At 75.2% G+C, this 24,088-nt stretch carries 26 protein-coding genes; 12 read left to right on the top strand and 14 right to left on the bottom strand.

Translation table 11 applies throughout. The annotated features are described in order from the left end of the window. Positions 1–56: 56 nt before the first annotated feature. The 5 genes from FKD65_RS01200 to FKD65_RS01180 all read right to left on the bottom strand — a co-directional run bounded on the left by FKD65_RS01200 (position 57) and on the right by FKD65_RS01180 (position 3,382). Positions 57–629 (bottom strand): TIGR03086 family metal-binding protein, encoded by a 573-nt coding sequence (locus FKD65_RS01200; RefSeq protein ID WP_141575390.1) that lies wholly within the window; start codon positions 627–629, stop codon positions 57–59. Positions 630–712: 83 nt separating this feature from the next. Beyond that, positions 713–1,222, bottom strand: coding sequence for a GNAT family N-acetyltransferase (locus FKD65_RS01195; protein ID WP_205718503.1), 510 nt, complete (start codon positions 1,220–1,222; stop codon positions 713–715). 43 nt (positions 1,223–1,265) lie between these two features. Beyond that, on the bottom strand, positions 1,266–1,703 hold the full coding sequence (locus FKD65_RS01190) for a nuclear transport factor 2 family protein (RefSeq protein ID WP_141575388.1): 438 nt from the start codon (positions 1,701–1,703) through the stop codon (positions 1,266–1,268). A 472-nt stretch (positions 1,704–2,175) separates the two neighbouring features. After that, positions 2,176–2,886 (bottom strand): DUF72 domain-containing protein, encoded by a 711-nt coding sequence (locus tag FKD65_RS01185; RefSeq protein WP_141575385.1) that lies wholly within the window; start codon positions 2,884–2,886, stop codon positions 2,176–2,178. Positions 2,887–2,923: 37 nt separating this feature from the next. Beyond that, a complete protein-coding gene (locus FKD65_RS01180; protein ID WP_141575383.1) occupies positions 2,924–3,382 on the bottom strand; it encodes a hypothetical protein in 459 nt (152 codons plus the stop codon). Positions 3,383–3,433: 51 nt separating this feature from the next. Here FKD65_RS01180 and FKD65_RS01175 point away from each other — a divergent pair, with 51 nt between their 5' ends. After that, positions 3,434–4,498, top strand: coding sequence for a tyrosine-type recombinase/integrase (locus tag FKD65_RS01175; RefSeq protein WP_141575380.1), 1,065 nt, complete (start codon positions 3,434–3,436; stop codon positions 4,496–4,498). 67 nt (positions 4,499–4,565) lie between these two features. Here FKD65_RS01175 and FKD65_RS01170 read toward each other — a convergent pair whose 3' ends face one another. The 3 genes from FKD65_RS01170 to FKD65_RS01160 form a co-directional block, all read right to left on the bottom strand. Beyond that, the gene (locus FKD65_RS01170; RefSeq protein ID WP_141575378.1) at positions 4,566–6,953 is read right to left on the bottom strand and encodes an excinuclease ABC subunit UvrA; all 2,388 of its coding nucleotides are present in this window, start codon (positions 6,951–6,953) and stop codon (positions 4,566–4,568) included. A 79-nt stretch (positions 6,954–7,032) separates the two neighbouring features. Further along, a complete protein-coding gene (locus tag FKD65_RS01165; RefSeq protein ID WP_141575376.1) occupies positions 7,033–7,503 on the bottom strand; it encodes a helix-turn-helix transcriptional regulator in 471 nt (156 codons plus the stop codon). Between the two features lie 75 nt (positions 7,504–7,578). Further along, positions 7,579–8,217 carry an HAD family phosphatase gene (locus tag FKD65_RS01160; protein ID WP_141575373.1) on the bottom strand — a complete coding sequence of 213 codons (639 nt, stop codon included), beginning with the start codon at positions 8,215–8,217 and terminating at the stop codon, positions 7,579–7,581. A 219-nt stretch (positions 8,218–8,436) separates the two neighbouring features. Here FKD65_RS01160 and FKD65_RS01155 point away from each other — a divergent pair, with 219 nt between their 5' ends. The 4 genes from FKD65_RS01155 (at position 8,437) to FKD65_RS01140 (ending at position 11,919) form a co-directional block, all read left to right on the top strand. Continuing rightward, positions 8,437–9,114, top strand: a complete 678-nt coding sequence (locus FKD65_RS01155) for a DedA family protein (protein WP_240809922.1) — start codon at positions 8,437–8,439, stop codon at positions 9,112–9,114. A gap of 110 nt (positions 9,115–9,224) precedes the next feature. Then, the gene (locus FKD65_RS01150; protein ID WP_141575371.1) at positions 9,225–9,986 is read left to right on the top strand and encodes a phosphatase PAP2 family protein; all 762 of its coding nucleotides are present in this window, start codon (positions 9,225–9,227) and stop codon (positions 9,984–9,986) included. A gap of 199 nt (positions 9,987–10,185) precedes the next feature. After that, positions 10,186–11,103 (top strand): ATP-binding cassette domain-containing protein, encoded by a 918-nt coding sequence (locus FKD65_RS01145; protein ID WP_141575369.1) that lies wholly within the window; start codon positions 10,186–10,188, stop codon positions 11,101–11,103. 3 nt (positions 11,104–11,106) lie between these two features. Beyond that, positions 11,107–11,919 carry an ABC transporter permease gene (locus FKD65_RS01140; protein WP_141575367.1) on the top strand — a complete coding sequence of 271 codons (813 nt, stop codon included), beginning with the start codon at positions 11,107–11,109 and terminating at the stop codon, positions 11,917–11,919. 12 nt (positions 11,920–11,931) lie between these two features. Here FKD65_RS01140 and FKD65_RS01135 read toward each other — a convergent pair whose 3' ends face one another. Together FKD65_RS01135 and FKD65_RS01130 are read right to left on the bottom strand one after the other, a co-directional pair. Further along, positions 11,932–12,600 carry a response regulator transcription factor gene (locus FKD65_RS01135; RefSeq protein WP_141575365.1) on the bottom strand — a complete coding sequence of 223 codons (669 nt, stop codon included), beginning with the start codon at positions 12,598–12,600 and terminating at the stop codon, positions 11,932–11,934. Continuing rightward, positions 12,597–14,414, bottom strand: coding sequence for a sensor histidine kinase (locus FKD65_RS01130; RefSeq protein ID WP_205718502.1), 1,818 nt, complete (start codon positions 14,412–14,414; stop codon positions 12,597–12,599). Before FKD65_RS01130 ends, FKD65_RS01135 begins: the two co-directional genes overlap by 4 nt. Positions 14,415–14,543: 129 nt before the next feature. Between FKD65_RS01130 and FKD65_RS46135 the strand changes: the two genes are divergently transcribed. The 6 genes from FKD65_RS46135 to FKD65_RS01100 all read left to right on the top strand — a co-directional run bounded on the left by FKD65_RS46135 (position 14,544) and on the right by FKD65_RS01100 (position 19,720). Beyond that, positions 14,544–15,935, top strand: coding sequence for a sensor histidine kinase (locus tag FKD65_RS46135; RefSeq protein ID WP_302931578.1), 1,392 nt, complete (start codon positions 14,544–14,546; stop codon positions 15,933–15,935). Beyond that, positions 15,932–16,597 carry a response regulator transcription factor gene (locus FKD65_RS01120; RefSeq protein ID WP_141575363.1) on the top strand — a complete coding sequence of 222 codons (666 nt, stop codon included), beginning with the start codon at positions 15,932–15,934 and terminating at the stop codon, positions 16,595–16,597. The genes FKD65_RS46135 and FKD65_RS01120 overlap by 4 nt, the downstream gene beginning before the upstream one ends. An 88-nt stretch (positions 16,598–16,685) precedes the next feature. Next, positions 16,686–17,420, top strand: a complete 735-nt coding sequence (locus FKD65_RS01115) for an RNA polymerase sigma factor (RefSeq protein WP_141575361.1) — start codon at positions 16,686–16,688, stop codon at positions 17,418–17,420. Further along, the gene (locus FKD65_RS01110; RefSeq protein ID WP_141575359.1) at positions 17,417–18,196 is read left to right on the top strand and encodes a methylated-DNA--[protein]-cysteine S-methyltransferase; all 780 of its coding nucleotides are present in this window, start codon (positions 17,417–17,419) and stop codon (positions 18,194–18,196) included. Before FKD65_RS01115 ends, FKD65_RS01110 begins: the two co-directional genes overlap by 4 nt. A gap of 93 nt (positions 18,197–18,289) precedes the next feature. Next, on the top strand, positions 18,290–19,393 hold the full coding sequence (locus FKD65_RS01105) for an NAD-dependent epimerase/dehydratase family protein (RefSeq protein ID WP_240809921.1): 1,104 nt from the start codon (positions 18,290–18,292) through the stop codon (positions 19,391–19,393). 75 nt (positions 19,394–19,468) lie between these two features. Next, the gene (locus FKD65_RS01100) at positions 19,469–19,720 is read left to right on the top strand and encodes a hypothetical protein (RefSeq protein WP_141575357.1); all 252 of its coding nucleotides are present in this window, start codon (positions 19,469–19,471) and stop codon (positions 19,718–19,720) included. A 153-nt stretch (positions 19,721–19,873) separates the two neighbouring features. On the opposite strand, the gene FKD65_RS44690 is transcribed toward FKD65_RS01100, so the two are convergent. The 4 genes from FKD65_RS44690 to FKD65_RS01080 form a co-directional block, all read right to left on the bottom strand. Beyond that, the gene (locus FKD65_RS44690) at positions 19,874–20,038 is read right to left on the bottom strand and encodes a CDGSH iron-sulfur domain-containing protein (RefSeq protein ID WP_205718768.1); all 165 of its coding nucleotides are present in this window, start codon (positions 20,036–20,038) and stop codon (positions 19,874–19,876) included. Between the two features lie 88 nt (positions 20,039–20,126). Next, positions 20,127–20,828: a HemK2/MTQ2 family protein methyltransferase gene (locus FKD65_RS01090; RefSeq protein WP_141575353.1), complete on the bottom strand. Its 702-nt coding sequence runs from the start codon at positions 20,826–20,828 to the stop codon at positions 20,127–20,129. Between the two features lie 17 nt (positions 20,829–20,845). Next, complete coding sequence (locus FKD65_RS01085; RefSeq protein ID WP_141575350.1) at positions 20,846–22,018, bottom strand: iron-containing redox enzyme family protein; 1,173 nt, start codon at positions 22,016–22,018, stop codon at positions 20,846–20,848. A gap of 14 nt (positions 22,019–22,032) precedes the next feature. Further along, positions 22,033–23,307 (bottom strand): glutamate--cysteine ligase, encoded by a 1,275-nt coding sequence (locus FKD65_RS01080; protein ID WP_141575348.1) that lies wholly within the window; start codon positions 23,305–23,307, stop codon positions 22,033–22,035. A gap of 181 nt (positions 23,308–23,488) precedes the next feature. On the opposite strand from FKD65_RS01080, the gene FKD65_RS01075 reads away from it, so the two are divergent. Next, a complete protein-coding gene (locus tag FKD65_RS01075) occupies positions 23,489–24,082 on the top strand; it encodes a cysteine hydrolase family protein (protein ID WP_205718501.1) in 594 nt (197 codons plus the stop codon). The last annotated feature ends 6 nt before the right edge of the window (positions 24,083–24,088 follow it).

The following is a 24,088-nucleotide window of genomic DNA, read 5'->3' as shown; positions in this document are numbered from 1 at the left end:
GGAAGAAGCACCGATCAGCCCCGAACTGTCACTCTCCGTAATGATCCGCGCCTGTCTCAGACGCCAGCGGGGGAGCGGCCGAAGAGCGCCAGCAGCCGCGTCTGGTCGTCGGCGCCCTCCGGGACGGCGACCTCGGGGCCGAGCATGCCCGCCTCACGGCCCCCGGACGCCATACGCCGCGCCGTCGCCAGCGCCGGACCGACCAGATCGGCGTCGAACACGACCGACTGACCCGTGGCCTCCGCCAAGTCCCACGAGTGGACCAGCAGCTCCAGCGGATATCCCTCCAGCCACTCGCTCAGCGTCATCTCCAACCCGAGGGCGAGCCGCACCGGCCGCGCCAGCGCCTCCGGAGTGAGCTCGGCCGCCATGCGGGCCCGCACCCGCCGCCACGACGCCACAGGGTCCGCGCCGGCGACCTCGCGCCAGTCGGGGTCTTCCTCGGGCAGCTCACGCCCGGCGGCCCGCATCTCGACCACCAGCAGCCCGGCCGTGACGTGCCCGGCCACGTCGACGGCGGCCCAGCCCTCGCACGGCGAGGGGGAGAGCCACCGGTCCGCGGGCACCGCGGCGAGCACCCGCTCGAAGACGTCCAGCGCGCGGACGAACCGGTCCGGGACCATGCGCATCACCTCTACTTAACATAATGTTCATTATCGACCAACGATCGAACCCCGGAGAGAGGGTGGCGATCGGCGCGTCCGCGGCCGGTTCACGTGCCGCCGCCGGCGAGGTCGATCCAGAAGCGGGCCTCGCCGCGGGCGCGGCCGTCGTGGACGCCGCCGTTGGCGAGGATGACCCGCCGGGAAGGCTCGTTGTCGGCGTCGCACGTCAGCAGGACGCGTTCCAGGCCGAGCCTGCGGCACTCGGTCAAACCGGCCGCCAGCATCCGCGTGGCGTGGCCCTGCCGCCGCCACGGGAGCACGACGTGGAAGCCGATGTGCCCTCCGACCTCCTCGAGCTCCGGTGTCAGGCGATGCCGCACGATGAGCGTCCCGATGTAGTGCTCGCCCGAGACGTACCAGAACGTCGAGGACGGGACGCCCCAGCGCTCCTGCACCTGGCGCCTGCCCGCCACGAACGCGTCGAAGTCGCGGTAGGCCTCGTCCAGCCAGTCCATCGGGTCGCCGGACGCCAGATGGTCGGCCCTCTCCCCGGCCAGGAACGATTCGCGCACCGCCGTCGTCGGCGGCGCCAGGCACGGCAAAGCTTGATCATCCACCGGACCAGTCTGACCCGACTCCGCCGTCGGCGGAACGGTTCTCCTAGGGCGTGAAGGCTCGGGCGACGGCGAGGCTGTCCTCGTAGACGTGGTGCCGGACGACGAGTCCGTCCTCGACCGTGAGGTGGAGGGCGAACCGGGCGCGATAGGCGCGCCCGGTCGATCGGGCCGTCAACCGGATCTCGCCCAGCATCACCGCGTCATCGCCGTCCACCAGGATGCGCTCGACCTGCGTGTCCGCCGTCTCGGGCACGTGGTGTTCGGCGATCTGCCGGTAGTGCGCGGCGGCGTCGGCGCGGCTGGAGCGGTGCCGGATCCAGGGTGTGGCGGCGCGGCCGTGCTCCGCCTCGGGCCAGTCCAGCTTCCAGTCGCTGTGCTCGGCGTACATGGCGGCGATCTGCTCGGGGTCGCCTTCACCGATCCTGCGGAGCAACTCCTCCACCACGGCGCGCGTGCTGATCGGCGTCGTCGTTCCGGGCATGGTCGGCCTCCGTGGATGCGAGTTCGGTTAAGCACGCAACCCTGCCAGCGCCCTCAGCCCCGCGGCGATGACCTCCCACATAATGCGTCGAGTGGACGCTCGCGCTCCTCCGCTCGAGACTGTTACCCCTTTTCGCCTTAAACCAGACAGAAGCTGGATTCTGTCTGGTTTCATCGCGACTACCTCAATCCCACCCTTCTGGTTCCCAGCACGGCGCCGGCCTTTCGTCAGGTGGAGATGTTCGTCTTACTCAATGACGTGCCCGAGGAGCTCGGGCCGCCGCACCTGGTCTCGCGCAAGCTCACCGACGGTCTGCCCGCCGTGCCCAACTGGTTCCGGCAGCCCGGGCGACGAGGCGCTGGGCGCTTCGTCGACGACAGTGGCGGCGACGAGGTGCGGCTGGCGCTGACGCCCGGGTCGAGGTGCCATTCCGCGGAGAGTGCCGTGGTCCACGGGTCCGCTCCCCCGGGCGTCATGACTTGCGGGTGAGTTCGGTGAAGCGCAGGGCGTTGCGGACGGCGGCGCCGCCCGGGTCGTTGTTGAAGTAGACGTAGCCGTCCCCTCCCCCGCCGAGTTCGTCCGCCCGGCGCTGGAGGGTCTCGTCGTCGTACTCCGGCCAGGGCTCGGCGGGGCCTTCGTGGAAGCGCATGTAGAGCCAGTCGGCCGTGCGCCACAGGGGTGTCTGCGCCTCGCCGAGGCGGTCGGCCCAGCACAGGGCCGCGCCGTGGTGCTCCAGGACCCGGCGGGTCTCGTCGGTCCACCAGGAGGGGTGGCGGGGTTCGACGGCGACGCGGACGTCGTCCGGGAACCTGCGCAGGCACTCGGCGAGGCGGTCGGTGCCGGCCTGCAGGGTGGGCGGGAGCTGGAGCAGGACGGGGCCGAGCCTGTCCCCCAAGCCGCGGGCGGCGTTCATGAGGCGCTCGACCGGCTCGGCCGGGTCCTTGAGGCGCTTCATGTGGGTGAGGTAGCGGCTGGCCTTGACCGCCATGACGAAGCCGGGCGGGGTGTGGTCGCGCCACTGCTCGAAGGTCTCGCGTGCGGGGAGGCGGTAGAAGGCGTTGTTGTTCTCGACGGTGGCGAAGGTGTCGGCGTAGTGGCGCAGCCAGCGCTTCTGTGCGAGGCCGGGCGGGTACAGGACGTCGCGCCAGTCGGTGTACTGCCATCCGGATGTGCCGATGAGCACGGCCCCTCCCCCGTGTCGGGTGTGCGCGTGTCCGGGGTCATACCCGCCGGCGGTGCGGTTCCAGGGCGCGGATGTAGTCGACGAGGCGGACGCCGATGTCGAAGGGGATGTCGGGGGCGGTGAGGTCGGTGTCGGGCCAGGTCTCGGAGATGCGGCGCCAGGTGTCGCGGCCGAGGAAGGCGCCGGTCCGGGGTTCGTCGCCGAGGCCCGGGCGCCATGCGGTCTCGGTGGCGAGGAGGCGGGTGAGGGCGGCCTGGTTGTCGGGTTCGTCGCGGTGTTCGGCGTGGAAGCCGATCTCGATGGCGTGGTGGCGGGCGCCGGGGGCGATGGCGGCGGGGATGATCTGGGCCTCGTAGTGCTCGCGCTGGGGTGCGGGGTCGCCGAACCAGGCTTTGACGCCGTTGTGGCGTACCTGGACGTGGGGGCGGCCGAGGGCGGGCGGGGTGGATCCTCGGATGATCTCGCCGACCTGGTCGAACAGTTCCCTCTCCCCCATGTTGTCGATCTTACGGGGGTTCTGTCGGTGGCGGGGGGTAGCGTCGCGCGGGTGCGTCCTGCCGATGTTCAGCGCGTGTCCGTGGCCGAGTGTGCGGACCGCTATGCGGAGATGGTGCGTGCGAAGGCGTCGACGGGTGCGCTGGCGCCGTCGTCGGCCGAGGTGTACGTGCGTGATGTGGTGACGTTCGCGGCGCTGGCGGGTGCGGACCGGGTGCTGGACGATCTGACGGGTGAGGACGTCGATGAGGTTCTGCTCAGGTTCGCGCGCAAGCCCGATGAGCGGCGGCGCCGGGGGGCGCGGGTCGCGGGGGCGGGGGGTGCGCCGTCGCAGAGTGCGGCGTCGCAGGCGCGGTTCCGGCGTTCGGTGTCGGCGTTCTTCCGGCATGCGGTGGTGGCGGGGTGGGTGCAGCTGAATCCGATGCAGGTGGTGACGGTGCGTCCGAAGGAGCGGGGCGGGCTGCGGGCTGAGCGGCGTGCGTTGACGGTGGAGCAGGCGGAGGGGTTGCTGGGGGCGGCGCGGGATCTGGTGGAGGCGCCGGGTGCGGGGGTGGTGCGGCGGCGTCCGGATCAGCGGACGGAGTTGCGTGACGGTCTGGTGGTGTTGCTGCTGGCGGCGGTGGGGCCGCGGGTGTCGGAGTTGACGGCGGCGAACGTGGAGGACTTCTTCGTCAACGGGGGGACGCGGTATTGGCGGATCTTCGGTAAGGGTGGGCGGACGCGTGATGTGCCGCTCCCCCGGCCTGTCGCGGAGGTGCTGGACGCGTATCTGGCGGAGGGGCGGGTGGTGCTGGACCGGGGGCGGGAGCCGAAGGCGCTGTTGTTGTCGTGGCGGGGGCGGCGGTTGGCGCGGGGTGATGTTCAGGGGGTGATCGACCGGGTGCTGGAGCGGGTGGATGCGGGGCGGCGGCGGAGTGTGACGCCGCATGGGCTGCGGCATACGACGGCGACGCATCTGCTGGCGGCGGCGACGGACATGGATGCGGTGCGGCGGGTGCTGGGGCATGCGGATCTGTCGACGCTGGGGCGGTATCGCGATGAGTTGCCGGGTGAGTTGGAGGCGGCGATGCGGGTGCATCCGCTGCTGGGTCCGGTGGAGCGCCGGCGGGGTGGTTGAGGTGGTCGGGGGTCGGTGAAGGGGGCGGCCGCGCAGGGTGTCCTGCGCGGCCGTCGTGGTGTGCGGGTCAGGTGTTGATGTAGGCGGCGAGGTGTTCGCCGGTGAGGGTGGAGCGGGCGGCGACGAGGTCGGCGGGGGTGCCTTCGAAGACGACGCGGCCGCCGTCGTGGCCGGCGCCGGGGCCGAGGTCGATGATCCAGTCGGCGTGGGCCATGACGGCCTGGTGGTGCTCGATGACGATGACGGACTTGCCGGCGTCGACGATGCGGTCGAGGAGGGCGAGGAGGTGTTCGACGTCGGCGAGGTGGAGGCCGGCGGTGGGTTCGTCGAGGACGTAGACGCCGCCGTCGTCGGCGAGGTGGGTGGCGAGTTTGAGGCGCTGGCGTTCGCCGCCGGACAGGGTGGTGAGGGGCTGGCCGAGGGTGAGGTAGCCGAGGCCGACGTCGGCGAGGCGGTGGAGGATGCGGTGGGCGGCGGGTGTGCGGGCGTCGCCTTCGGCGAAGAACTGTTCGGCGTGCTCGACGGGCATGGCGAGGACGTCGCTGATGTTCTTGCCGCCGAGGGTGTAGTCGAGGACTTGGGCTTGGAAGCGTTTGCCTTCGCATTCCTCGCAGGTGGTGGCGACGCCGGCCATCATGGCGAGGTCGGTGTAGATGACGCCCGCGCCGTTGCAGTTGGGGCATGCGCCTTCGGAGTTGGCGCTGAAGAGTGCGGGTTTGACGCCGTTGGCCTTGGCGAAGGCCTTGCGGATGGGGTCGAGGAGTCCGGTGTAGGTGGCGGGGTTGCTGCGTCGTGAGCCGCGGATGGGGGTCTGGTCGATGGAGACGACGCCGGAGCCCGCGGGGATGGAGCCGTGGATGAGGGAGCTCTTGCCGGAGCCGGCGACGCCGGTGACGGCGACGAGGACTCCGAGGGGGATGTCGACGTCGACGTCGCGGAGGTTGTGGGTGCGGGCGCCGCGGATCTCGAGTGTGCCGGTGGGGGTTCGGAGGGTGTCCTTGAGGGGGGTCTTGTCGTCGAAGTGGCGGCCGGTGATGGTGTCGCTGGTGCGCAGGCCGTCGACGGTGCCCTCGTAGCAGATGGTGCCGCCGGCGGTGCCGGCGCGGGGGCCGAGGTCGACGATGTGGTCGGCGATGGCGATGGTCTCGGGTTCGTGTTCGACGACGAGGACGGTGTTGCCCTTGTCGCGGAGGCGGAGCAGGAGGTCGTTCATGCGCTGGACGTCGTGGGGGTGCAGGCCCATGGTGGGTTCGTCGAAGACGTAGGTGACGTCGGTGAGGGATGAGCCGAGGTGGCGGATCATCTTGGTGCGCTGTGCCTCGCCGCCGGACAGGGTGCCGGAGGTGCGGTCGAGGGAGAGGTAGCCGAGGCCGATCTCGACGAAGGAGTCGAGGGTGTCGCCGAGGGCTTTGAGGAGGGGGGCGACGGAGGGGGCGTCGAGGTCGCGGACCCATGCGGCGAGGTCGCTGATCTGCATGGCGCAGGCGTCGGCGATGCTGGTGCCGTTGATCTTCGATGAGCGGGCGGTGTCGCTGAGGCGGGTGCCGTCGCATCGGGGGCAGGGGGTGGTGGTGACGGCGCGGTCCACGAAGGCGCGGATGTGGGGCTGCATGGAGGCGCGGTCCTTGCTGAGGAAGGACTTCTGGATCTTCGGGATGAGTCCTTCGTAGGTGACGTTGACGCCTTCGACCTTGATTCTGGTGGGTTCCTTGTGGAGGAGGGCGTCGAGTTCGGTGTCGGTGAACTTGCGGATGGGCTTGTCGGGGTCGAAGTAGCCGCAGCCGCGGAAGATGCGGCCGTACCAGCCCTCCATGGAGTAGCCGGGGATGGTGAGGGCGCCCTCGTTGAGGGAGAGGGAGTCGTCGTAGAGGGCGGTGAGGTCGAAGTCGTTGGCGGTGCCGGTGCCTTCGCAGTGGGGGCACATGCCGCCGGTGACGCTGAAGCTGCGTTGTTCTTTGACGGTTTTGCCGGAGCGTTCGGTGGTGACGGCTCCTTGGCCGCTGATGGAGGCGACGTTGAAGGAGAAGGCCTGGGGTGAGCCGATGTGGGGTTCGCCGAGGCGGCTGAACAGGATGCGCAGCATGGCGTTGGCGTCGGTGGCGGTGCCGACGGTGGAGCGGGCGTCGCCGCCCATGCGTTGCTGGTCGACGATGATGGCGGTGGTGAGGCCGTCGAGGATGTCGACGTCGGGGCGGGTGAGGGTGGGCATGAAGCCCTGGATGAAGGCGCTGTAGGTCTCGTTGATCATGCGTTGGGATTCGGCGGCGATGGTGCCGAAGACCAGGGAGCTCTTGCCGGAGCCGGAGACGCCGGTGAACACGGTGAGGCGGCGTTTGGGGATGGTGACGTCGACGTCCTTGAGGTTGTTCACGCGTGCTCCGTGCACGCGGATCAGGTCGTGGCTGTCGGCGGCGTGCGCGGGCGTGGGTGCGTCCGTGCTCTTGGCCTTGCTCATCGTGTCTCCAGGTGTCGGGCGCGGCAGTGGGATCTGTCTACCCGATCGGTGGTGCGGTTGGGGTGCGGGTGGACGTTGGTCAGGCTAGGGGTGGCGGTGCGGGGGGCGCTTCTCGATTCCTGATCGGTCGGGTGACCTGTTTTTCCAGGCAGGAGGGGACGCCTGCGGCGGTGCCGGAGGAGGCGGGGCCGGTGTCGGCGGTTTGGCGGCGGTAGGTGCTGGGGGGCATGCCGACGAGTTCGGTGAAGCGGGTGCTGAAGGTGCCGAGTGAGGAGCAGCCGACGGCGAAGCAGACTTCGGTGACGGTGAGGTCTCCGCGGCGCAGGAGGGCCATGGCGCGTTCGATGCGGCGGGTCATGAGGTAGGAGTAGGGCGATTCGCCGTAGGCCTGGCGGAATTGGCGGCTGAGGTGTCCGGCGGACATGTTCTCGCCGCGTGCGAGTGCTTCGACGTCCAGGGGGCGGTCGTACTCGCGGTCGATGCGGTCGCGGATGCGGCGCAGTCGCGCGAGGTCGCGCAGGTGGTGGGGTGCGGCGGGTCTGCTGGTCACGTGTGTGATCGTGTCATGCGGGGGTGGGGGCGGGCGAGGGGCGGCACGCCGACTGTTCTGGGTGGTTTGTCGAGGTCAGGTGGGGTGGAGGGTGCGGGCGAGGGTGTAGGCGGCGGTGAGGTCGGTGCCGCGGTAGTCGAGGGCGGCGATGTCGGCGAGGTGGTGGTCGGCGTTGACGGCGACGGTGTTGGCGAGGTGGCGGAACAGGGGCGCGTCGGACATGGAGTCGCCGTAGGCGGTGCATTCGGCGGTGGTGAGGCGGTGGCGGGCGAGGAGGTCGTCGGCGATGCGGACCTTGTCGTCGGGGGTGAGGATGCCGGCGGGGTCGAGGGTGCCGGTGAAGGGCATCGGGGGGAAGCTGGAGGCGATGACGTGGTCGAAGCCGTGGCCGCGGAGGTGGTGGGCGAAGAAGTCGGGCGACATGGTGATGACGGCGGAGTGCTCGCCGCGGGCGCGGATGTCTGCGCAGACGTCGGTGATGCCGGTGAGCCAGGTGGCGGCGCGGTAGGCGGTGGCGACGACGGCGGGGGTGAGGTGGCGCCACAGGCGGTGGATCTCGGTGGAGAAGCCGCGGGTGTCGAGGGTGCCGGCGGCGAAGCGGTCCTCGAGGTCGCGGAGTTCGGGGAGGGTGCCGAGGTGGCGGGCGATCTCGAGGTTGGCGGTGGTGCCGGTCAGCAGGGTGCCGTCCATGTCGAAGATGTGCAGGTGTCCCACAGGGTGTGAAGTGTGGTGCAGGTGCGGGCGGGGCGCGAGCGGTTTTCCGCCGGCGGCGGTGTCCGGGGCGGGGCCGGGCGGTGCGGCGGTGGTCCTCGCGGGTGAGGGCGGGGTCGTCCCTGGCTCTGAGGGTGCGGGCGTTCCCCCTGCCGAAAGTGGGGGGTGAACAGGGCCTTTCGCGGGATCCGCCGGAGGGGGCCGGTTACTTAGCGTCGTCACATGGGCGAGCTGATGGGTGTGGTCGACACGGCGGTGACGTCGCCGTGGTTCTATCTGGTGCTGTTCGCGGTGGCGGCGGTCGACGGGTTCTTCCCCGTGGTGCCGAGCGAGAGCATGGTGATCACCGCGGGTGTGTACGCGGCGTCGGGGCAGCCGGAGTTGGCGCCGGTGGTGGTGTCGGCTGCGCTGGGCGCGTTCGTCGGTGACCACGTGTCGTATCTGGTGGGGCGCCGGGCGGGCGGGCGGCTGGTGCGGGGCGCCCGGCCGGGGACGCGGCGGCACGGGGCGCTGGGGTGGGCGCGGCGGACGCTGGCCGAGCGGGGCGGGCTGATCCTGGTGGTGGCGCGGTACGTGCCGGGCGGGCGGACCGCGGTGACGGTGACGATGGGCGCGGTCGGGTTCCGGCTGCGGTCGTTTTCGCTGTTCGCGGCGGTGGCGGCGGTGTCGTGGGGCGTGTACGGGGCGTTGCTCGGATATGTGGGCGGGGTGGCGTTCGAGGACGATCCGCTGAAGGGCGTGGCGGTCGGGCTCGGGCTGGCGCTGGGGGTGACGGCGGCGGTGGAGGGCGTGCGGTTGGCGCGCCGACGGCGCCGTGGTGCCGGGGAGGCGGGGCGGGCGGGGCGCGGGGCGGTCGAGCGGGGGCCGGGTGTGCGAGTGGGGCCATTGCCCGGCGAGTGATCCCTCTAAGGTGAAAGGCTTAACCCTCCATGGCCGGAGAGTGAACATCAGCGGTCTTTCGGGTGTCTGACAGATGAAGGGCACAAGCCGCTGCGAGCGTGAGGGAGAGCATGGGAGCGCCGGATTTCAGCGCGGACCTGTACCGGGAGATCACCGAGTTCGCGCAGGGCACGCCTTCGTGGGTGCATTCGGCGGCGGACGTGGGCACCGACGGTGGCCTGCTGCTGTTCGCGGTGCTGTTCGTCGTGGGCTGGTTGCGGGCGCGGGGCCTGGACGCGCGGGCGATGGGGCTGGCGCTCGCGGCGCCGTTCGCGATGGTGTCGGCGTATCTGGTGAGCGAGGTGTCCAAGAGCTTCATCCAGGAGGAGCGGCCGTGCCGCGCGGTGGCGGGGGCGGTGCACATCGCGGCGTGCCCGGCGCAGGGCGACTGGTCGTTCCCGAGCAACCACGCGACGATCGCGGCGGCGTCGGCGGCGGCGATCGTGGTGGCGTGGCGGGCGATGGCGCCGCTGGTGCTGCCGCTGGCGGCGCTGATGGCGTTCTCGCGGGTGTTCGTGGGCGTGCATTATCCGCATGACGTCGCGGCGGGGTACCTGGTGGGCGTCGTGGTGGCGCCCGCGGTGGCGCTGGTTCTGGTTCTGGCGCTGCGTCCGCTGGTGGAGGCGATGCGGGGCGTGGCGGTGGGCGCGGTGCTGCTGGGCCCGGGCCCGTCCGCTGTGCGGGGGCCGGGCCTCGGGGTGCCGCTCGGGACGCCGAGGCCGCGGGCCGCGGCGGCGCCGATGGCCGGCGCGGCCGCGCCGATGGACGACGCGTCGGTGACGATGCCCGACGTGATGGGCGGTGTGCCGCCGCGGCGCGGTCCCCTCCCCTAGCCGCTCGATCGGCGGGCCGGGTTTCGCGGGCCGTCCGGGGTGGTGCTTCGGCGCCGCCCGGGGCGGCCCGTTCGCGTTGCGCCGTCCGGGGTGCCGGGTTCTGGACGAAGGTCGGGGGCCGGCGATGGCGTCCGCCCGGTGCGGGGCTCCTTCCCCGCTGCCTAGCGTCGCTCGGGACGGCAGGACGGAAGGGACCTTGATGATCGTGTTGCGGGGCCTGACGAAGCGGTTCGGGGACAGGACGGCGGTGGACGGGCTGTCGCTGGAGGTGGCGGCGGGCAAGGTGACGGGGTTCCTCGGCCCCAACGGCGCCGGGAAGTCCACCACGATGCGCATGGTGGTGGGCCTGGACCGTCCGAGCGCGGGCGAGGCGCTGGTCGGGGGCCGCCGGTACGCGGAGATGCGGCATCCGCTGCGGGAGGTGGGCGCGCTGCTGGACGCGGGGGCGGTGCATCCGGGGCGGCCGGCGCGGGCGCATCTGCTGGCGATGGCGCGCAGCAACGGGATCGCGCGGGGCCGGGTGGAGGAGGTCCTGGGGATGGTGGGGCTGGAGGCGGTCGCGGGCCGGCGGGCGGGGACGTTCTCGCTGGGGATGCGGCAGCGGCTGGGGATCGCGGGCGCGCTGCTCGGCGATCCGGGGGTGCTGATGTTCGACGAGCCGGTCAACGGGCTCGATCCGGACGGGGTGCTGTGGGTGCGGCGGCTGATGCGGTCGCTGGCGGCGCAGGGCCGGACGGTGTTCGTCTCCTCGCATCTGATGAGCGAGATGCAGCTGACCGCGGACCGGCTGGCGGTGATCGGCAAGGGCAGGTTGCTGGCGGACGCGCCGATGGCCGAGGTGATCGCGGCGGGGTCGGGGAACGAGGTGCGGGTCCGCAGCCCCCGCGCGCGGGCGCTGGCGGAGCGGCTGGTGGACGCGGGCGGGCGGGTGCGGCGCGTCGGCGAGGAGGAGCTGCGGGTGGCGGGGCTGGCCGTGGAGCGCGTCGGGCTGGTCGCGTTCGAGGCGGGGGCGCCGGTGCTGGAGCTGGGCGCGGTGCAGGCGTCCCTGGAGGAGGCGTACATGGAGTTGACGGGCGCGAGCGTGGAGTTCGGCGCGGCGGCGGGGACGGGGGTCTGAGCGATGGCGGTCACCGGAGTCCGGACGGGCGGCGGCGCCCGGGCGGCCAGGGGCGGCGGGTGGCGCGGCGCGGTCGCCGCGGAGTGGACGAAGCTGTGGTCGGTGCGGTCCACCTGGTGGGGGCTGGCGTCGGCGGTGGCGCTGATGGCGGTGATGGCGTTCACGCTGGCGACCTCGACGGTGTCCAACAACACCAACGCGCTGCCCGGCGACGACATGGGCGTGGTGTCGGTGAGCGGCGTGGCGGTCGGGGCGCTGGACATGGTCCAGTTCGTGGTGCTGGCCCTGGCGATCCTGGTGGTCACCGGCGAGTACGCGACGGGCAGCATCCGGGCGACGCTGCAGTGGGTGCCGCCGCGGGGCCGGATGCTGGGCGCCAAGGCGGCGGTGGTCGCGGCGGTGGCGTTCCCGCTCGGGGTCGTGTTGAACGCGGCCGGGACCGTGGTCGCCGGTCCGGCCCTCGGGTGGTGGGGGCGGCTGCGCGCCGGGGAGTTCGCGGCCGACGCGCTGCAGTCCGGGGTGTACCTGGCGCTGGTGGCCGTGCTGGTGCTGGCGGTCGGGGCGGTGCTGCGCAGCACGGCGGCGTCGCTGACGGCGGCGTTCCTGTTCCTGATGGTGGCGCCGATGCTGCTGGGCGCCGGGGACGAGGCGGGGCTCGCGCGGCGGGTGACGGACTCGATGCCCAGCACCGCCGGCCGGTACTTCATGTCCGGGGGCGGCCCGTATCCGCAGGCGGTGGGGCTGGCGATCCTGGCGGCGTGGACGGCGGCGGCGCTGTGCGGCGGGGTGGTGGTGCTGCGCCGCCGCGACGCCTGACCCCGGGGCGGGTCAGGGGGTGTCGTCGGGGTCGTCGACGAGGCCTGCCTGGTAGGCGAGCACGGCGGCCTGGACGCGGTTGCGCAGGTCCAGGCGGGTCAGGATCGCGCTGACGTAGGCCTTGACGGTGCCTTCGACGACGTGGAGGCGCGCGCCGATCTCGGCGTTGGACAGGCCCGCGCCGAGCAGCGCCAGCACGTCGCGTTCGCGGGGGGTGAGCGCGGCGGCGCGCCGGCTGGCGCGGGCGCGGCCCTCCAGGCGGCCGCCGCCGAGCCGGGTGATGACGCGGTGGGCGACCTTCGGGGACAGGTAGGCGGCGCCGCCGGCGACGGCGCGGACCCCGGCGATCAGCTCGCGGGGGTCGCCGGACTTGAGCAGGAAGCCGCCGGCGCCGCCGGCCAGGGCGCGGGCGATGTACTCGTCCTCGCCGAAGGTGGTGAGCATGATGACGCCGGTGGCGGGTGCGGCGCGGCGCAGTTCGGCGGCGGCGGCGAGGCCGTCCAGGCGGGGCATGCGGATGTCCAGGAGGGCGACCTCGGGCCGGTGCCGCAGGGTCAGCTCGACGGCCTCGCGCCCGTCGGCGGCCTCGGCGACCACCTCGATGCCGGGGTCGGCGGTCAGGATCGCGCGCACGCCCGCGCGGATCATCGCCTCGTCGTCGGCGAGCAATGTCCGGATCACTGGTCCTCCCGGCCGGCGCGGCGGTCTGTGAGCAGGTGGGTGTCGTAGGCGTTCTTGGCGGTGAGGCGGCCGCCGGCGAAGCAGAGCCGGTAGATGCGGCCGACGCCGAGCACGTTGGTGTCGGGCCGGTAGTAGCGGCAGTCGGCGCGGGCCGGTTCGGGGACGGCGGAGCGGACGGTGCCGGCGTCGGGGGTCTGCATCGGCGGGAGGGCCTGTTCGGCCAGGTGCTGGGGGGTTCCGACGGTCAGCGCGGCGTAGTCGGCGGGCCGCAGGACGGAGTTGAGGGTGGCGAAGACGTGGTAGCCGGCCATGACGGCGCCGAGGAGCGCCATGAGGGCGGTGGGGGCGGCGATCGCGGTGATCAGGCCGCGGCGGACCCGGCGGCGCTCGCGGGCCAGGTGCCGGGCCGATTCCGAGGGCCACTCCCCCTCGGCGGGTCCTGAGGCGGGAGCCGGTGCGGGGAGCGCGGCGGCCGGGGGCGGGGCCAGGCCGAGGGCGGTGCGCAGCGCGTCCCGCGCGGTCGGGGGCGCCCCGGCCGCCCGGCCGTCCGGGTGCGCGGGGGGCGCGGGGGGCGCGGCGGGCAGGTCGGCGGTGACGCGGAAGCCGCCGTCGGGGGTGGGTGCGGCGTGCAGGGTCCCGCCGAGCAGGCGGACGCGTTCGGTGAGGCCGATCAGGCCGCGCCCGCCGGACGGCAGCAGCGGCGGCCCGCCCGGCGGGGGTTCGTTGGCGACCGTGACGGTGAGCGCGCCGGGGGCGGGGCGGGTGAGGGCGACGGTGACGGCGGCGCCGGGGGCGTGCTTGGCGGCGTTGGTGATGCCCTCCTGCGCGACGCGGTGCGCGGTGAGCGCGGCCATTGGCGCGAGTCCGGCCGGGGCGTCGCCGGTGAGGCGGACGGGGACGCCGGAGGCGCGGGCGCGGTCGACCAGGTCGCCGATGCTCTCGCGCGCGGGCCGCACCGGCGCGGGGCCCGGTCCCCCTCCCCCGGCCGCCGCGCCTGCGGGTTCGACGGGTTCGGAGGGTTCGGAGGGGTCGTCGCGGAGGAGGCCGATGATCTCGCGGAGGTGGTCGGTGGCGTCGGCGGCGCCGGTGCGCAGCTCGGCGGCCGCGGCGCGGTGCCGGTCGCCGAGGCCGGGCGCGACCTCCAGCGCTCCGGCGCGCACGGCGATCAGGGCGAGTTCGTGGCCGAGGGAGTCGTGCATGTCCCGGGCGATGCGGGCGCGCTCGCGGAGCCGTTCGCGCTCGGCGACGATGCGCTGCTGGTGCTCGAGCCGCTCGGCGCGTTCCCAGCCGGCGCTGAGCAGTTCCTGGTACTGGCGCCAGTAGCGGCCCACCAGCCAGGGGAGGACGCCGAGCAGGACGAGCCAGACGGTGGAGGGGAACCATGCGGTGACGTCCATGCCGCGCAGCGTCGACAGCAGCGCCCCGCCGACGAACACGCCGGCGAATCCCCACAGCAGCGGCCGCGCGCGGCCGCTGCGCCGGCCCGCCAGGTAGGCCAGGACGGGCATCGCGAACACGAAGTTGCCGTGGACGGCGGTCAGCGCGATCACGGTGAGCAGGGCGGGGGCGGGCCAGGCGCGGCCGGCGGCGACGGCGGCGGCGAGCAGGGCGAGCCCGGCGGCCTGGAGCCACCACGACGCCCGCGCGGGCTGCGGCGGGGACGCCATGCCGACCGCGACCGGGAGCGCCAGGACCGCGTACAGCAGGACGTCCCTGACCAGCGCCGCGCGGGAGGGCCGGCGGACCAGCGCGCGCAGGCGGGCGGAGGCGGTCGGCGGGGGTGCGGGCGGACCGGGGGCCGCGGTGTCGGTCACGGGGTTCACGCTACTGGCCGTTGATCTGGTCCGTTACCGACGAAAGTCAGGGGTGCGGCCGTCCCGCCCCACCCCGTGATGATCTTCGTTGGGGCGCGGGACGGGGCGCGGCTGAACTACGGTTGGCGCGTGACAGCGACCCCGCGGCGGCCCCGGCGCCCCTCCGGTCCGGGCGGACCGGAGCGCGGCGCTGACGCGGCCGCGCCCCGCGCCGCGCCGCCGGGCGGGATCGCCGGGCGGATCGCGGGCGTGCCGCTGCGGCCGCGGGGGCGGGTGGCCGACGCCCTGCTGGCGGCGGCGGTCCTGGCGGTGGCGGTGGTGATGAGCGAGGCGGCGGTCAAGCCCGGGGACCGGCCCCTGTGGCCGGGCGGGCTGGCGCTGATCACGGTGGCGGCCGCTGCGCTGGCGTGGCGGCGCAGCCACCCGGTCGCGGTCCTGGTGGTCGCGGTGGCGGTGCCGCCGCTGTACTACCCGCTGGGGTATCCGGACGGGCCCGTCGCGGTCGTGCTGTGGCTGGCGCTGTTCAACGCGGCCGTGGAGTGCCGGCTGGCGGTGCCGCTGGGCGCGGTCATCGTCGTCAACGCCGGTTTCCTGGCGGCGGCGTCGGTGCGCGGCGGGGGCGGCGACCCCGACGCGGTCACCGACGCGCGCAGCGTGGCGTCGCTGTCGCTGGGGCTGCTGGTCACCGTGGCGGTCGGGCAGTACGTGCGCGGCCGCCGCGCGCTCGCCGAGGCCGCCGAGCGGCGCGCCGCCGCGGCCGAGCGCGACCGCGAGGACGAGGCGCGGCGCCGCGCGGTCGCCGAGCGGCTGCGCATCGCGCGGGAGCTGCACGACGTCCTGGCGCACCAGATCTCGCTGATCAACGTGCAGGCGGGCGCGGCGCTGCACCGCCGCGACGATCCGGCCCGCGCCTACGCGGCGCTGGAGGCGATCAAGGCGGCCAGCAAGGAGACCCTGCGGGAGCTGCGCGGCGTCCTCGGCGTGCTGCGGCAGGTCGACGCCGCGGACCCGGGTGCCGGGGCGGCGGACCGGCCGCCCGCGCCGCCGCCGTCGCTGGCGCGGGTCGGTGAGCTGCTGGACCAGACCGCCGCGGCCGGGCTGGCGGTGCGGCGGGCCGGCGACCTGCCCGAACCGGGCTCGCCGGGGACGGCGGCGCTGGAGGACCTTCCGGCGCCGGTCGGGCTGGCGGGGTACCGGATCGTGCAGGAGGCGCTGACCAACGCCGTCCGCCACTCGGGGGCCGCGGCGGTGACGGTCGAGGTGCGGCTGTTCCCCGGCGAGGTGGTCGTGCGGGTGGACGACGACGGCGCCGGGCCGGCCGGGCGGGCCGCGGACGGCAACGGGGTGCGGGGCATGCGGGAGCGGGCGGCGTCGGTCGGCGGGCAGCTGACCGCGGGGCCGGGCCCGGCGGGCGGGTTCCGGGTGTGGGCGCGGCTGCCCCTGGACGCCGCAGCCGAACCGCCCGGAGCGAACGGAGAGGGCGACATGGGCGGAGAGGGCAGAATGGAGGAGGACGCGTGATCCGGGTGATGCTGGCCGACGACCAGACACTGGTCAGGGCGGGGTTCCGGTCGATCCTGGAGGGCGAGGACGACATCGAGATCGTCGCCGAGGCCGGGGACGGGGACCAGGCCGTCGCGCGGGCCCGCGAGGCGCGGCCCGACGTGGTGCTGATGGACGTCCGCATGCCCGTCCTGGACGGGCTGGAGGCCACCCGGCGCATCATCGCCGACCCGCGGCTGGCCGACGTCCGGGTGGTGATCTTGACGACGTTCGACCTGGACGACTACGTCTACGGCGCCCTCAAGGCCGGGGCCAGCGGGTTCCTGGTCAAGGACACCGAGCCGACCGAGCTGATCCACGGCGTGCGGGTGGTGGCGCGCGGCGACGCGCTGCTGGCGCCCACGGTGACCCGGCGGCTGATCGCCGAGTTCGCCTCCCGGGTCTCCGCGCCGCCGCCCGCCGCCGAGCTCAGCTCGCTCACCGACCGCGAGCGCGAGGTGCTGGAGCTGGTCGCGGCGGGGCTGTCCAACGAGGAGATCGCCGGGCGGCTGGTCCTGTCGCCCGCCACCGCCAAGACCCACGTCAGCCGTATCCTGGCCAAACTCGGGGCCCGCGACCGGGCGCAGCTGGTGGTGCTGGCCTACGAGACGGGGATGATCCGCCCCGGCTGGCTCGGCTGACCGCCCGCACCGCCCGGGCACCGCGCGCGCCGTCCGCGCCGCACGGGCGCGGCCGCAACCGGGCCGGTCACGGCGGTGTTGAACGGATGTGACGGTTACGGACGAAGCTCTCACCCACGACCCCGCCACCGACGACGACGGGGGCGGCGGCGCGGGCGACACGGCAGGCGCGCGGGTCGCCGCCGCCCTCGCACGCGACCTCGACGAGGGGTTCGCCGCCCTGTACGAGGCGTACCGGGCGCCGGTGTTCTCCACCGCCCTGCGGCTGTGCGGGCGGTGGGCCGAGGCCGAGGACCTGTCCGCCGAGGCGTTCCTGCGCGCCTACCGCGCGCTGGCCGGCTACGACGCGCGGCGGATGACCGCGCTGCGGCCGCGGGCCTGGCTGCTGACGATCCTGGCCAACGTGTGGCGCAACAGCCTGCGCTCGGCCGCGCGGCGCCCGCAGCCGGGCCCCATCGAGGACGCCCCCGACCCGCCCGACCCCGGCGAGGGCGTCGAGGACGCCGCCGCCCGCCACGAGACCGGCCGGGAACTGGCCGGGCTGCTGGCCCTCCTGCCCCACCAGCAGCGCGCCGCGGTCGTGCTGCGGCACGTCACCGACCTGCCCGTCGCCGAGATCGCCGCCGTCCTGGGCCTGCCCGAGGGCACCGTCAAGTCCCACATCTCCCGCGGCCTGGCCCGCCTGCGCGACCTGCGCGCCGCCCCCGAGAGCACACCACCCGACAGCACACCACCCGACAGCACAGCAGCCGACAGCACAGCAGCCGACAGCACGCCCGACCCGACCGCAGCCCACACCGAGCAGAAAGGGGGCCACCGATGAACCGCACCGACCCCGCCGGCGGCGCGCCCGACCCGCTGGCAGGCGAGCTGGCGGGGCTCGCCACCGACGCGCCCGCGGCCCTGCTGGACCGCATCGCCGCCCGCCGCGTCCACGTCCCCGGCCCGCTGGAGGACCTCCAGGCCGCCTTCACCGACCACGGCGTCGCCTACCTGCGCGCCGGGATGGACGAGCGGGAGTTCGCCGCGGCGTTCCGCGCCCGCTTCGCCCGGCCCCTGCTGCCCGCCGAGCGCCCCCCGGCCGGGCTCGTGCCCGCCCTGCGCACCGGCCGGCTCGGCGCGCTGCGGCTGGACCTGCGCGGCCTCAGCGACTTCGAGGCCGCCGTGCTGCGCGCCGCCGCGCGGATCCCGCGCGGGCAGACCCGCCCGTACGCGTGGGTGGCCCGGCAGGCGGGGCGGCCCAAGGCGGTCCGCGCCGTCGGGTCGGCGCTGGGCCGCAACCCCGTCCCGCTGCTGATCCCCTGCCACCGCGTGACCCGCTCGGACGGCGCGCTCGGCGACTACGTCTTCGGCGCCGACGCCAAGGAGCGGCTGCTGCGCGCCGAGGACGTCGACGTCGACGAGGTGACCGAGCTGGCCAGGCGCGGCGTGCGGCTGGTGGGCTCCGACACCACCGGGATCGTGTGCTACCCGACGTGCGGGGACGCCCGCCGGATCACCCCCGGCCACCGGCGCGGGTTCCGCGACCTGGCCGCCGCGCGGGCCGCCGGTTACCGGCCGTGCCTGCACTGCCGCCCCGGCGAAGCCCAGCCCGCCTGACACCGCGACGCCGCTCCCGGGCGGGGCGGCGGCGGGGCATACATCGGCGCGGGACGGGAATGGGGCCGTCCACCTGCGGGGACGACCCCGCGGGTGACCGCCGACGAGGGGGAGACCGCCATGCGCGTCGTCGTCACCGGCGCCACCGGCAACATCGGAACCAGCACCGTCCGCGCGCTCGCAGCGGACCCGGCCGTCACCGAGATCGTCGGGCTCGCCCGCCGCGACCCCGGCCCCGAGGCCGCCCGCGAGGCCGACCCCGGCGGGACCGGCAAGCTGCGATGGGCCGAGGCCGACGTCACCGACACCGACCTGGTCCCGCTGATGCGCGGCGCCGACGCGGTCGTCCACCTGGCGTGGCTGTTCCAGCCCACCCACCGGCCCACGGTCACCTGGGACTCCAACGCCGTCGGCAGCGCCCGGGTGTTCGACGCCGCCGCCCGCGCGGGCGTGCCCGCGCTGGTGTACTCCTCGTCCGTCGGCGCCTACTCCCCCGGCCCCAAGGACCGCGCGGTCGACGAGTCCTGGCCCACCCACGGGTGGCCCGGGGCCGCCTACAGCCGCGAGAAGGCCTACGTCGAGCGGCTCCTGGACGCCTTCGAGGCCGCCGACCCCGGATGCCGGGTCGTGCGGCTGCGGCCCGGGTTCGTCTTCGAACGGCAGAGCGCCAGCGAGCAGCGCCGCCTGTTCGCCGGGCCGCTGCTGCCCGGCCGGCTCGCCCGCCCCGGCCTCATCCCGGTCGTGCCGGACCTGCCCGGCCTGCGGCTGCAGGTCCTGCACTCCGCCGACGCCGGGCAGGCCTTCCGCCTGGCCGCCACCGGCGAGGCCCGCGGCGCGTTCAACCTCGCCGCCGAACCCGTCCTGGACGCCCCCGAACTCGCCGACCTGCTCGGCGCCCGGATCGTGCGGATGCCCGCGCGGGGCGTGCGGGCCGCGCTCGCCGCGGCCTGGGGCCTGCACCTGGTGCCCGCCTCGCCCGGCCTGTTCGACCTGGCCCTGCAGATCCCGCTCATGGACACCGCCCGCGCCCGCGAGGAACTCGGCTGGACGCCCCGGCACACCTCCCGCGAGGCGATCGGCGAGTTCCTGGAGGGGCTGCGCACCGGTGCCGGCCGCGACACCCCGCCGCTGTCCCCGGGCACCGGCGGACGGCTGCGCGGCCGCGAGATCGGCACCGGCGCCGGCCAACGCCCCTGACCCCCCACGCCGACACCCCACGTCCGCCCCCCAGTCCGACAGCTCCCGCGACCAGACCGATCCGGAGGTCACCCGATGCCGACGATCACATCCGAGCACCTGCACACCCTGCTGGCCTCCACCGACCGCGGCGCCGCGCTCGTCGTCGTCGGGGGCCGCGCCGCCGTCGTCCCCGGCGACCCCGGGCGCGGCGACGGCCCCGAGGACGCCATGGTGATCACCACGAGGGACGCCGTCATCGCCGAACTCGACACCGGCGCCAACGAGGAGCAGATCGAGGCCCTCGCCCAGCGCCTGGACACCGCGCTGGACAGCCTCGGCGGCTGACACCCGCCGCCACACGCCGCCACCACTCGGCGCGGCGCCACCACGAACGCGCCACCACGAAGGCGCTACCGAACGCGCCGCCCCACGGCACACCGCCGCGGGGCGGCGCGTTTCGCGGGGCGACGCCCGGTCACCGCCGCGCTCCGGCCCCGGTCAGTCGCGGCGGCGCCGACGGTGGCTGGTGTCGCAGAACGGGAAGGAGCGGCTGCGGCGGCACGCGCACAGCGCGACCAGCCACCGGTCCGACACCGCCGTGGTCCCGTCCTCCATCACGACCTCCACCGGGCCCTCCACCAGCACCGGCCCGCCCGGCACCATCCGCACCCGCCGCCGCTCCCGGCCACCCGCGCCGCCGGCGGGCGGACCCGCCTGGCCGGCCGGGTCCGCGGACGCCGCGGCGGGCGCCTCAGGCCGCCGCCCGGTCGCGGTCATCGCGCGCCTCCTCCCCGACCCGGTCCGCGCGGACCACCACCAGGTCCTCGTGCGCCTGCCCGGCCGGCAGCAGGCCCCGGGACCACAGCGCGTCCGCGCGGCGCCGCATCACCGGCCCGAACGGCTCGCGGTGCCGCGCCACCACCGACGCCCGCATCCCCGCCTCGCGCAGCCCCACCAGCGTGGCCGCCACCCCGTTCAGCGCCGAATGCACCACCAGCAGCGTCCCCGAAGGGCTCAGATGGCCCGGCGCCTGCGCGCAGATCCGGTCCAGTAGCACGCGGCCGTCCGGCCCCGCCTCCCACGCTCGCGCCCGGCCCCGCACCGACGCCGGGTCGACATCCCCCACCACGTAAGGGGGGTTGGCCACGATCACGTCGAACTCCTCCCCCGCGACCGGCGCGAACAGGTCCCCGCGCAGCACCCGCAGCGGCAGGCCCCGCATCCGCGCGTTCACCCGCGCCGCCATCACCGCCTGCGCCGAGGCGTCCACCGCGACGACCTCGCACCCGGCCCGCGCCGCGGCCAGCGCCACCGCGCCCGTGCCGGTGCCGAGCTCCAGGACCCGCGCCCCCGCGGGGGCCCCCGCCCGCGCCAGCGACGCCAGCAGCGCCCGGGTCAGCAGCGAGGTGTCGGCCTGCGGCCGGTACACCCCCGGCAGCCTGAAAAGCATCATCGCCCCCTCTTCTCTCTTCACCCGGCCGCCGGCGCGTCCGCGAGCGGGCGCCGCAGCGCCGAGCGGCCCGCCCGCCAGCCGTCCAGCAGACGGCCGCCCAGCCGGTCCTCCAGCAGGCCCGTCGCGCGCACGCCCAGCACCACGTCCCCGGCGAGGCCGGGCTCGGCCTCCAGCAGCCCGCCGATCACCTCGTGGCGCAGCACCTGCTCGTGGACGGCGTCGGCCTCGATGTGCTCGGTGTAGAACAGCCGGGCCCGGGGGCCGGCGCCCAGCCGCTCGAGGGCCCGCGCCATCCGCCGTGCGGCCGGCGCCGTGGTGATCTCCGCCGCGGCGAAGTGGCCCACCAGCGCGGCCCGCAGCGAGCGCCGCAGCCCGAACAGCGACATCATGTTCACCGTCGCCAGCATCACCGCCGGCGCCGCGTCCACGTACGCGCCGTAGGAGGGGTCCAGGCCCAGGTCGTCCAGGAGGTCGGCGTACAGGCCCTGGTGCGTCATCTCCGGCCGGCCGCCGCCGAACTCGTCGTTCTCCACCGCCACTAGCGCCGCCTTGGCGCGTCCCCGCAGCCGGGGGATGACCCAGGCGTGGGGGTCGGCCTCCTTCAGGTGGTACACCGACCGCAGCGCCGCGTACTCGCGCATCTGCCACCCGGTGCCCTCGTCGCGTAGATGGTGGGAGACGCCGTGCGCGTCGACCGGCTCGACCAGCAGTTCCTCCAGCGCGCCCTGGACGTCCCGGGCCGCCGCGTCGCCGCCCGCCCGCCACACGTCGCGGCGCAGCGCCGCCAGGAACACCTCCTCCATCGCGCCGCGCAGCCGCAGCAGGTCCGGGTTCCACTCCCAGTCGGGGTCCACGCCCGCGAATCCCTGGTAGTGCAGCTCGTAGCAGGTGTGCAGGGCCAGTTGCAGGTCGTCGCCGTAGGGGTCGACGGACCGCGCCTCGGCGACCAGGCCGGCGGTCCGCGGCGCGTCCGCGGGGTCGTCGTGGGGGCCCGGGGGCGGGCCCGAGGCCAAGATGGCCGTCACGGCTCGTGACAGCGGCCCGCGGGGCTCGGGCAGTACCGGGGGCCGGTCCGCGCGCGCCCGCACGGATGCGGGTGCGGGGCCGGGCGTGAAGCCGCCCGCCGGGCCCGGAGGGCCGAGGCCCGCGGCGGGGCCGCGGGAGGGCGGTCGTTCCTGTTGAACGGTCATTTTCTCCTCCGTCGTCAGGGGGCGTCCGGCTCCGGTACCCGCTCACTCGCGTCCCATACGCCCGGTTCCTCCCCTGGTGCGGCACCCGGCGGCTCACCCGGCCCCTCGGCGGGGCCGCCCAGCGGCCCGCCCGCCGTGCCCGGCCCCGCACCCGCGGCCAGCCCGCCCGACTCGGTCTGGCGGGCCAGCATCCCCACCACCGCGCGCGGGCCGCCGCGCCGCGCCGCGCGGCGCTGCCGGTCGGTGCCCGTCCCCGCCCGGCGCACGCCCTCCACCAGCGTGGTCACCGTGTCCAGGTCGCCGGCCTCCTCCAGGGCCGGGGCCGCGCGGGCGACCATGGCGTCCACCAGCCGCCACGCCGGGACGGCCCGCCGCGTCACCGGGTCCACCATCGCGCCGCCCAGGCCGTGCCGGGCCGCGTTCCACAGCGCCGCCGCGCACACCTGCCCGTCCAGCCGCGGCGCCTCCCGGCCCCGCGCCAGCTCCGCCAGCGCGGCGCCGACCAGGCCCCGCACCAGCGCCGCCTGCAGCACCGCCTCGTCCGCGGTCGCGGCCGCGTCCCCCGCCCGCACCTCCACCGTCGGCCAGCGCGGCGACGGCCGCGCCAGCCAGAACGTCATCGCCCGGTCCACCAGCGCGCCCGACTCCACCAGCGCCGCGACCCGCGCGTCCCACTCGGACGCCGACGCCGACCACGGCGGCACGCCCGCCCCGGGGAACCGCGCCATCTCCACCATCCGGCGCGCCGCGTAGCGGGTGGGGCGGCCGCGGTCGAAGGGCGAGTTCGCCGCGAGCGCCACCAGCACCGGCAGCCACGGCCGCAGATGGTTCACCACCCCGACCGCGGCCTCCCGGTCCGGGACGCCGACGTGCACGTGGCAGCCGCACGCCTGGTAGTCCTCGACCACGTCGCCGTAGGCGGACACGATCGCGGCGAACCGCTCGCCCCGCGCGGCGGCCGGCGGGTCGCCGCCCAGCACCGGCGTCCCCGACGACACCAGCAGCGCGCCCTCCGCGCGCGCCGCCCCGGCCAGCCGGGCCCGCCCGTAACGCAGTTGGGCGCGCAGGCCCGCCAGGTCGTGGCACACCCCGGTCACCGACTCCACCTGCGAGCCCAGCAGCTCGGTGTGGAACGAGCCGCCCGACTCGCGCCACCGGTGCGGCCCGGCGCGCTCCAGGACGTCCTCGGCGTTCGCCAGGCACTGCCCCGACGCCGCGTCCACCAGCAGGAACTCCTCCTCCACCCCCATGCTGACGCCCGGCGCGTGCCCCCTGCCGCCTCCGCCCATGCCGAGTCCCCCTCACTCGTGCAGACCCCCTCACCTCGGGGGATTCCCGCCCAGAACACCCCCTCCCTCCCCCGCCGGGGAACCTTTACCCGGGCGCGACGCGATCTGGTGACCGGATCGTTCCGCATCCCGCCGCGATGGTGCCTCCCCGAGGGCGCCGCGCCCGGCCAGGATCGAACCCATGAACCGAGCGCTCCTCGTGATCGACGTCCAAGAGTCCTTCCGCCGCCGCCCCAACTGGGAGGCGGTCTCGGCCCCCGACATCGCCGCCCGCGCGCAGCGCCTGGCCGCCGCCGCCCGCGCCGCGGGCGACCTGGTCGTGTGGGTCCTGCACGCCGAGCCCGGCACCGGGAACGCCTTCGACCCCGCGCTCGGCCACGTCCGCCTCATGGACGGCCTGGCCCCCGCCGCCGGCGAGCCCGTCATGACCAAGACCTCCCGCAACGCCTTCACCACCACCGGCCTGCAGCAGTGGCTCACCGAGCGCGGCGTCGGCGAGGTCGTCGTCTGCGGCATCCAGACCGAGCAGTGCTGCGAGACCACCGCCCGCCTGGCCGCCGACCTCGGCTACAAGGTCGCCTTCGTCACCGACGCCACCGCCACCTTCCCCATCGAGCACCGCGACGCCCCGCCCGGCCGCCCCCTCGCCGAGATCCTCGCCGACCCCGCCACCCTGCCCGTCGACCAGATCATCGCCCGCACCGAGTACGCCCTGGCGCGGCGGTTCGCCGAGATCGCCTCCGTCGACGACCTCGCCCCCACCCCGGTAGGCTGACCGGAT

Source organism: Actinomadura sp. WMMA1423 (assembly GCF_006547145.1).
In the GTDB taxonomy this organism is placed as follows: domain Bacteria; phylum Actinomycetota; class Actinomycetes; order Streptosporangiales; family Streptosporangiaceae; genus Spirillospora.
This window is presented reverse-complemented; position numbering and strand designations above follow the sequence as displayed.

Bases quoted from the DNA above. Each gene is read 5' to 3' on its own strand.
- FKD65_RS01200 (WP_141575390.1), bottom strand. From the start codon at position 629: ATGCGCATGGTCCCGGACCGGTTCGTCCGCGCGCTGGACGTCTTCGAG.
- FKD65_RS01190 (WP_141575388.1), bottom strand. From the start codon at position 1,703: ATGCCCGGAACGACGACGCCGATCAGCACGCGCGCCGTGGTGGAGGAG.
- FKD65_RS01180 (WP_141575383.1), bottom strand. From the start codon at position 3,382: ATGGGGGAGAGGGAACTGTTCGACCAGGTCGGCGAGATCATCCGAGGA.
- FKD65_RS01170 (WP_141575378.1), bottom strand. From the start codon at position 6,953: ATGAGCAAGGCCAAGAGCACGGACGCACCCACGCCCGCGCACGCCGCC.
- FKD65_RS01155 (WP_240809922.1), top strand. From the start codon at position 8,437: ATGGGCGAGCTGATGGGTGTGGTCGACACGGCGGTGACGTCGCCGTGG.
- FKD65_RS01150 (WP_141575371.1), top strand. From the start codon at position 9,225: ATGGGAGCGCCGGATTTCAGCGCGGACCTGTACCGGGAGATCACCGAG.
- FKD65_RS01145 (WP_141575369.1), top strand. From the start codon at position 10,186: ATGATCGTGTTGCGGGGCCTGACGAAGCGGTTCGGGGACAGGACGGCG.
- FKD65_RS01140 (WP_141575367.1), top strand. From the start codon at position 11,107: ATGGCGGTCACCGGAGTCCGGACGGGCGGCGGCGCCCGGGCGGCCAGG.
- FKD65_RS01110 (WP_141575359.1), top strand. From the start codon at position 17,417: ATGAACCGCACCGACCCCGCCGGCGGCGCGCCCGACCCGCTGGCAGGC.
- FKD65_RS01100 (WP_141575357.1), top strand. From the start codon at position 19,469: ATGCCGACGATCACATCCGAGCACCTGCACACCCTGCTGGCCTCCACC.
- FKD65_RS44690 (WP_205718768.1), bottom strand. From the start codon at position 20,038: ATGGTGCCGGGCGGGCCGGTGCTGGTGGAGGGCCCGGTGGAGGTCGTG.
- FKD65_RS01090 (WP_141575353.1), bottom strand. From the start codon at position 20,828: ATGATGCTTTTCAGGCTGCCGGGGGTGTACCGGCCGCAGGCCGACACC.
- FKD65_RS01085 (WP_141575350.1), bottom strand. From the start codon at position 22,018: ATGACCGTTCAACAGGAACGACCGCCCTCCCGCGGCCCCGCCGCGGGC.
- FKD65_RS01080 (WP_141575348.1), bottom strand. From the start codon at position 23,307: ATGGGCGGAGGCGGCAGGGGGCACGCGCCGGGCGTCAGCATGGGGGTG.
- FKD65_RS01075 (WP_205718501.1), top strand. From the start codon at position 23,489: ATGAACCGAGCGCTCCTCGTGATCGACGTCCAAGAGTCCTTCCGCCGC.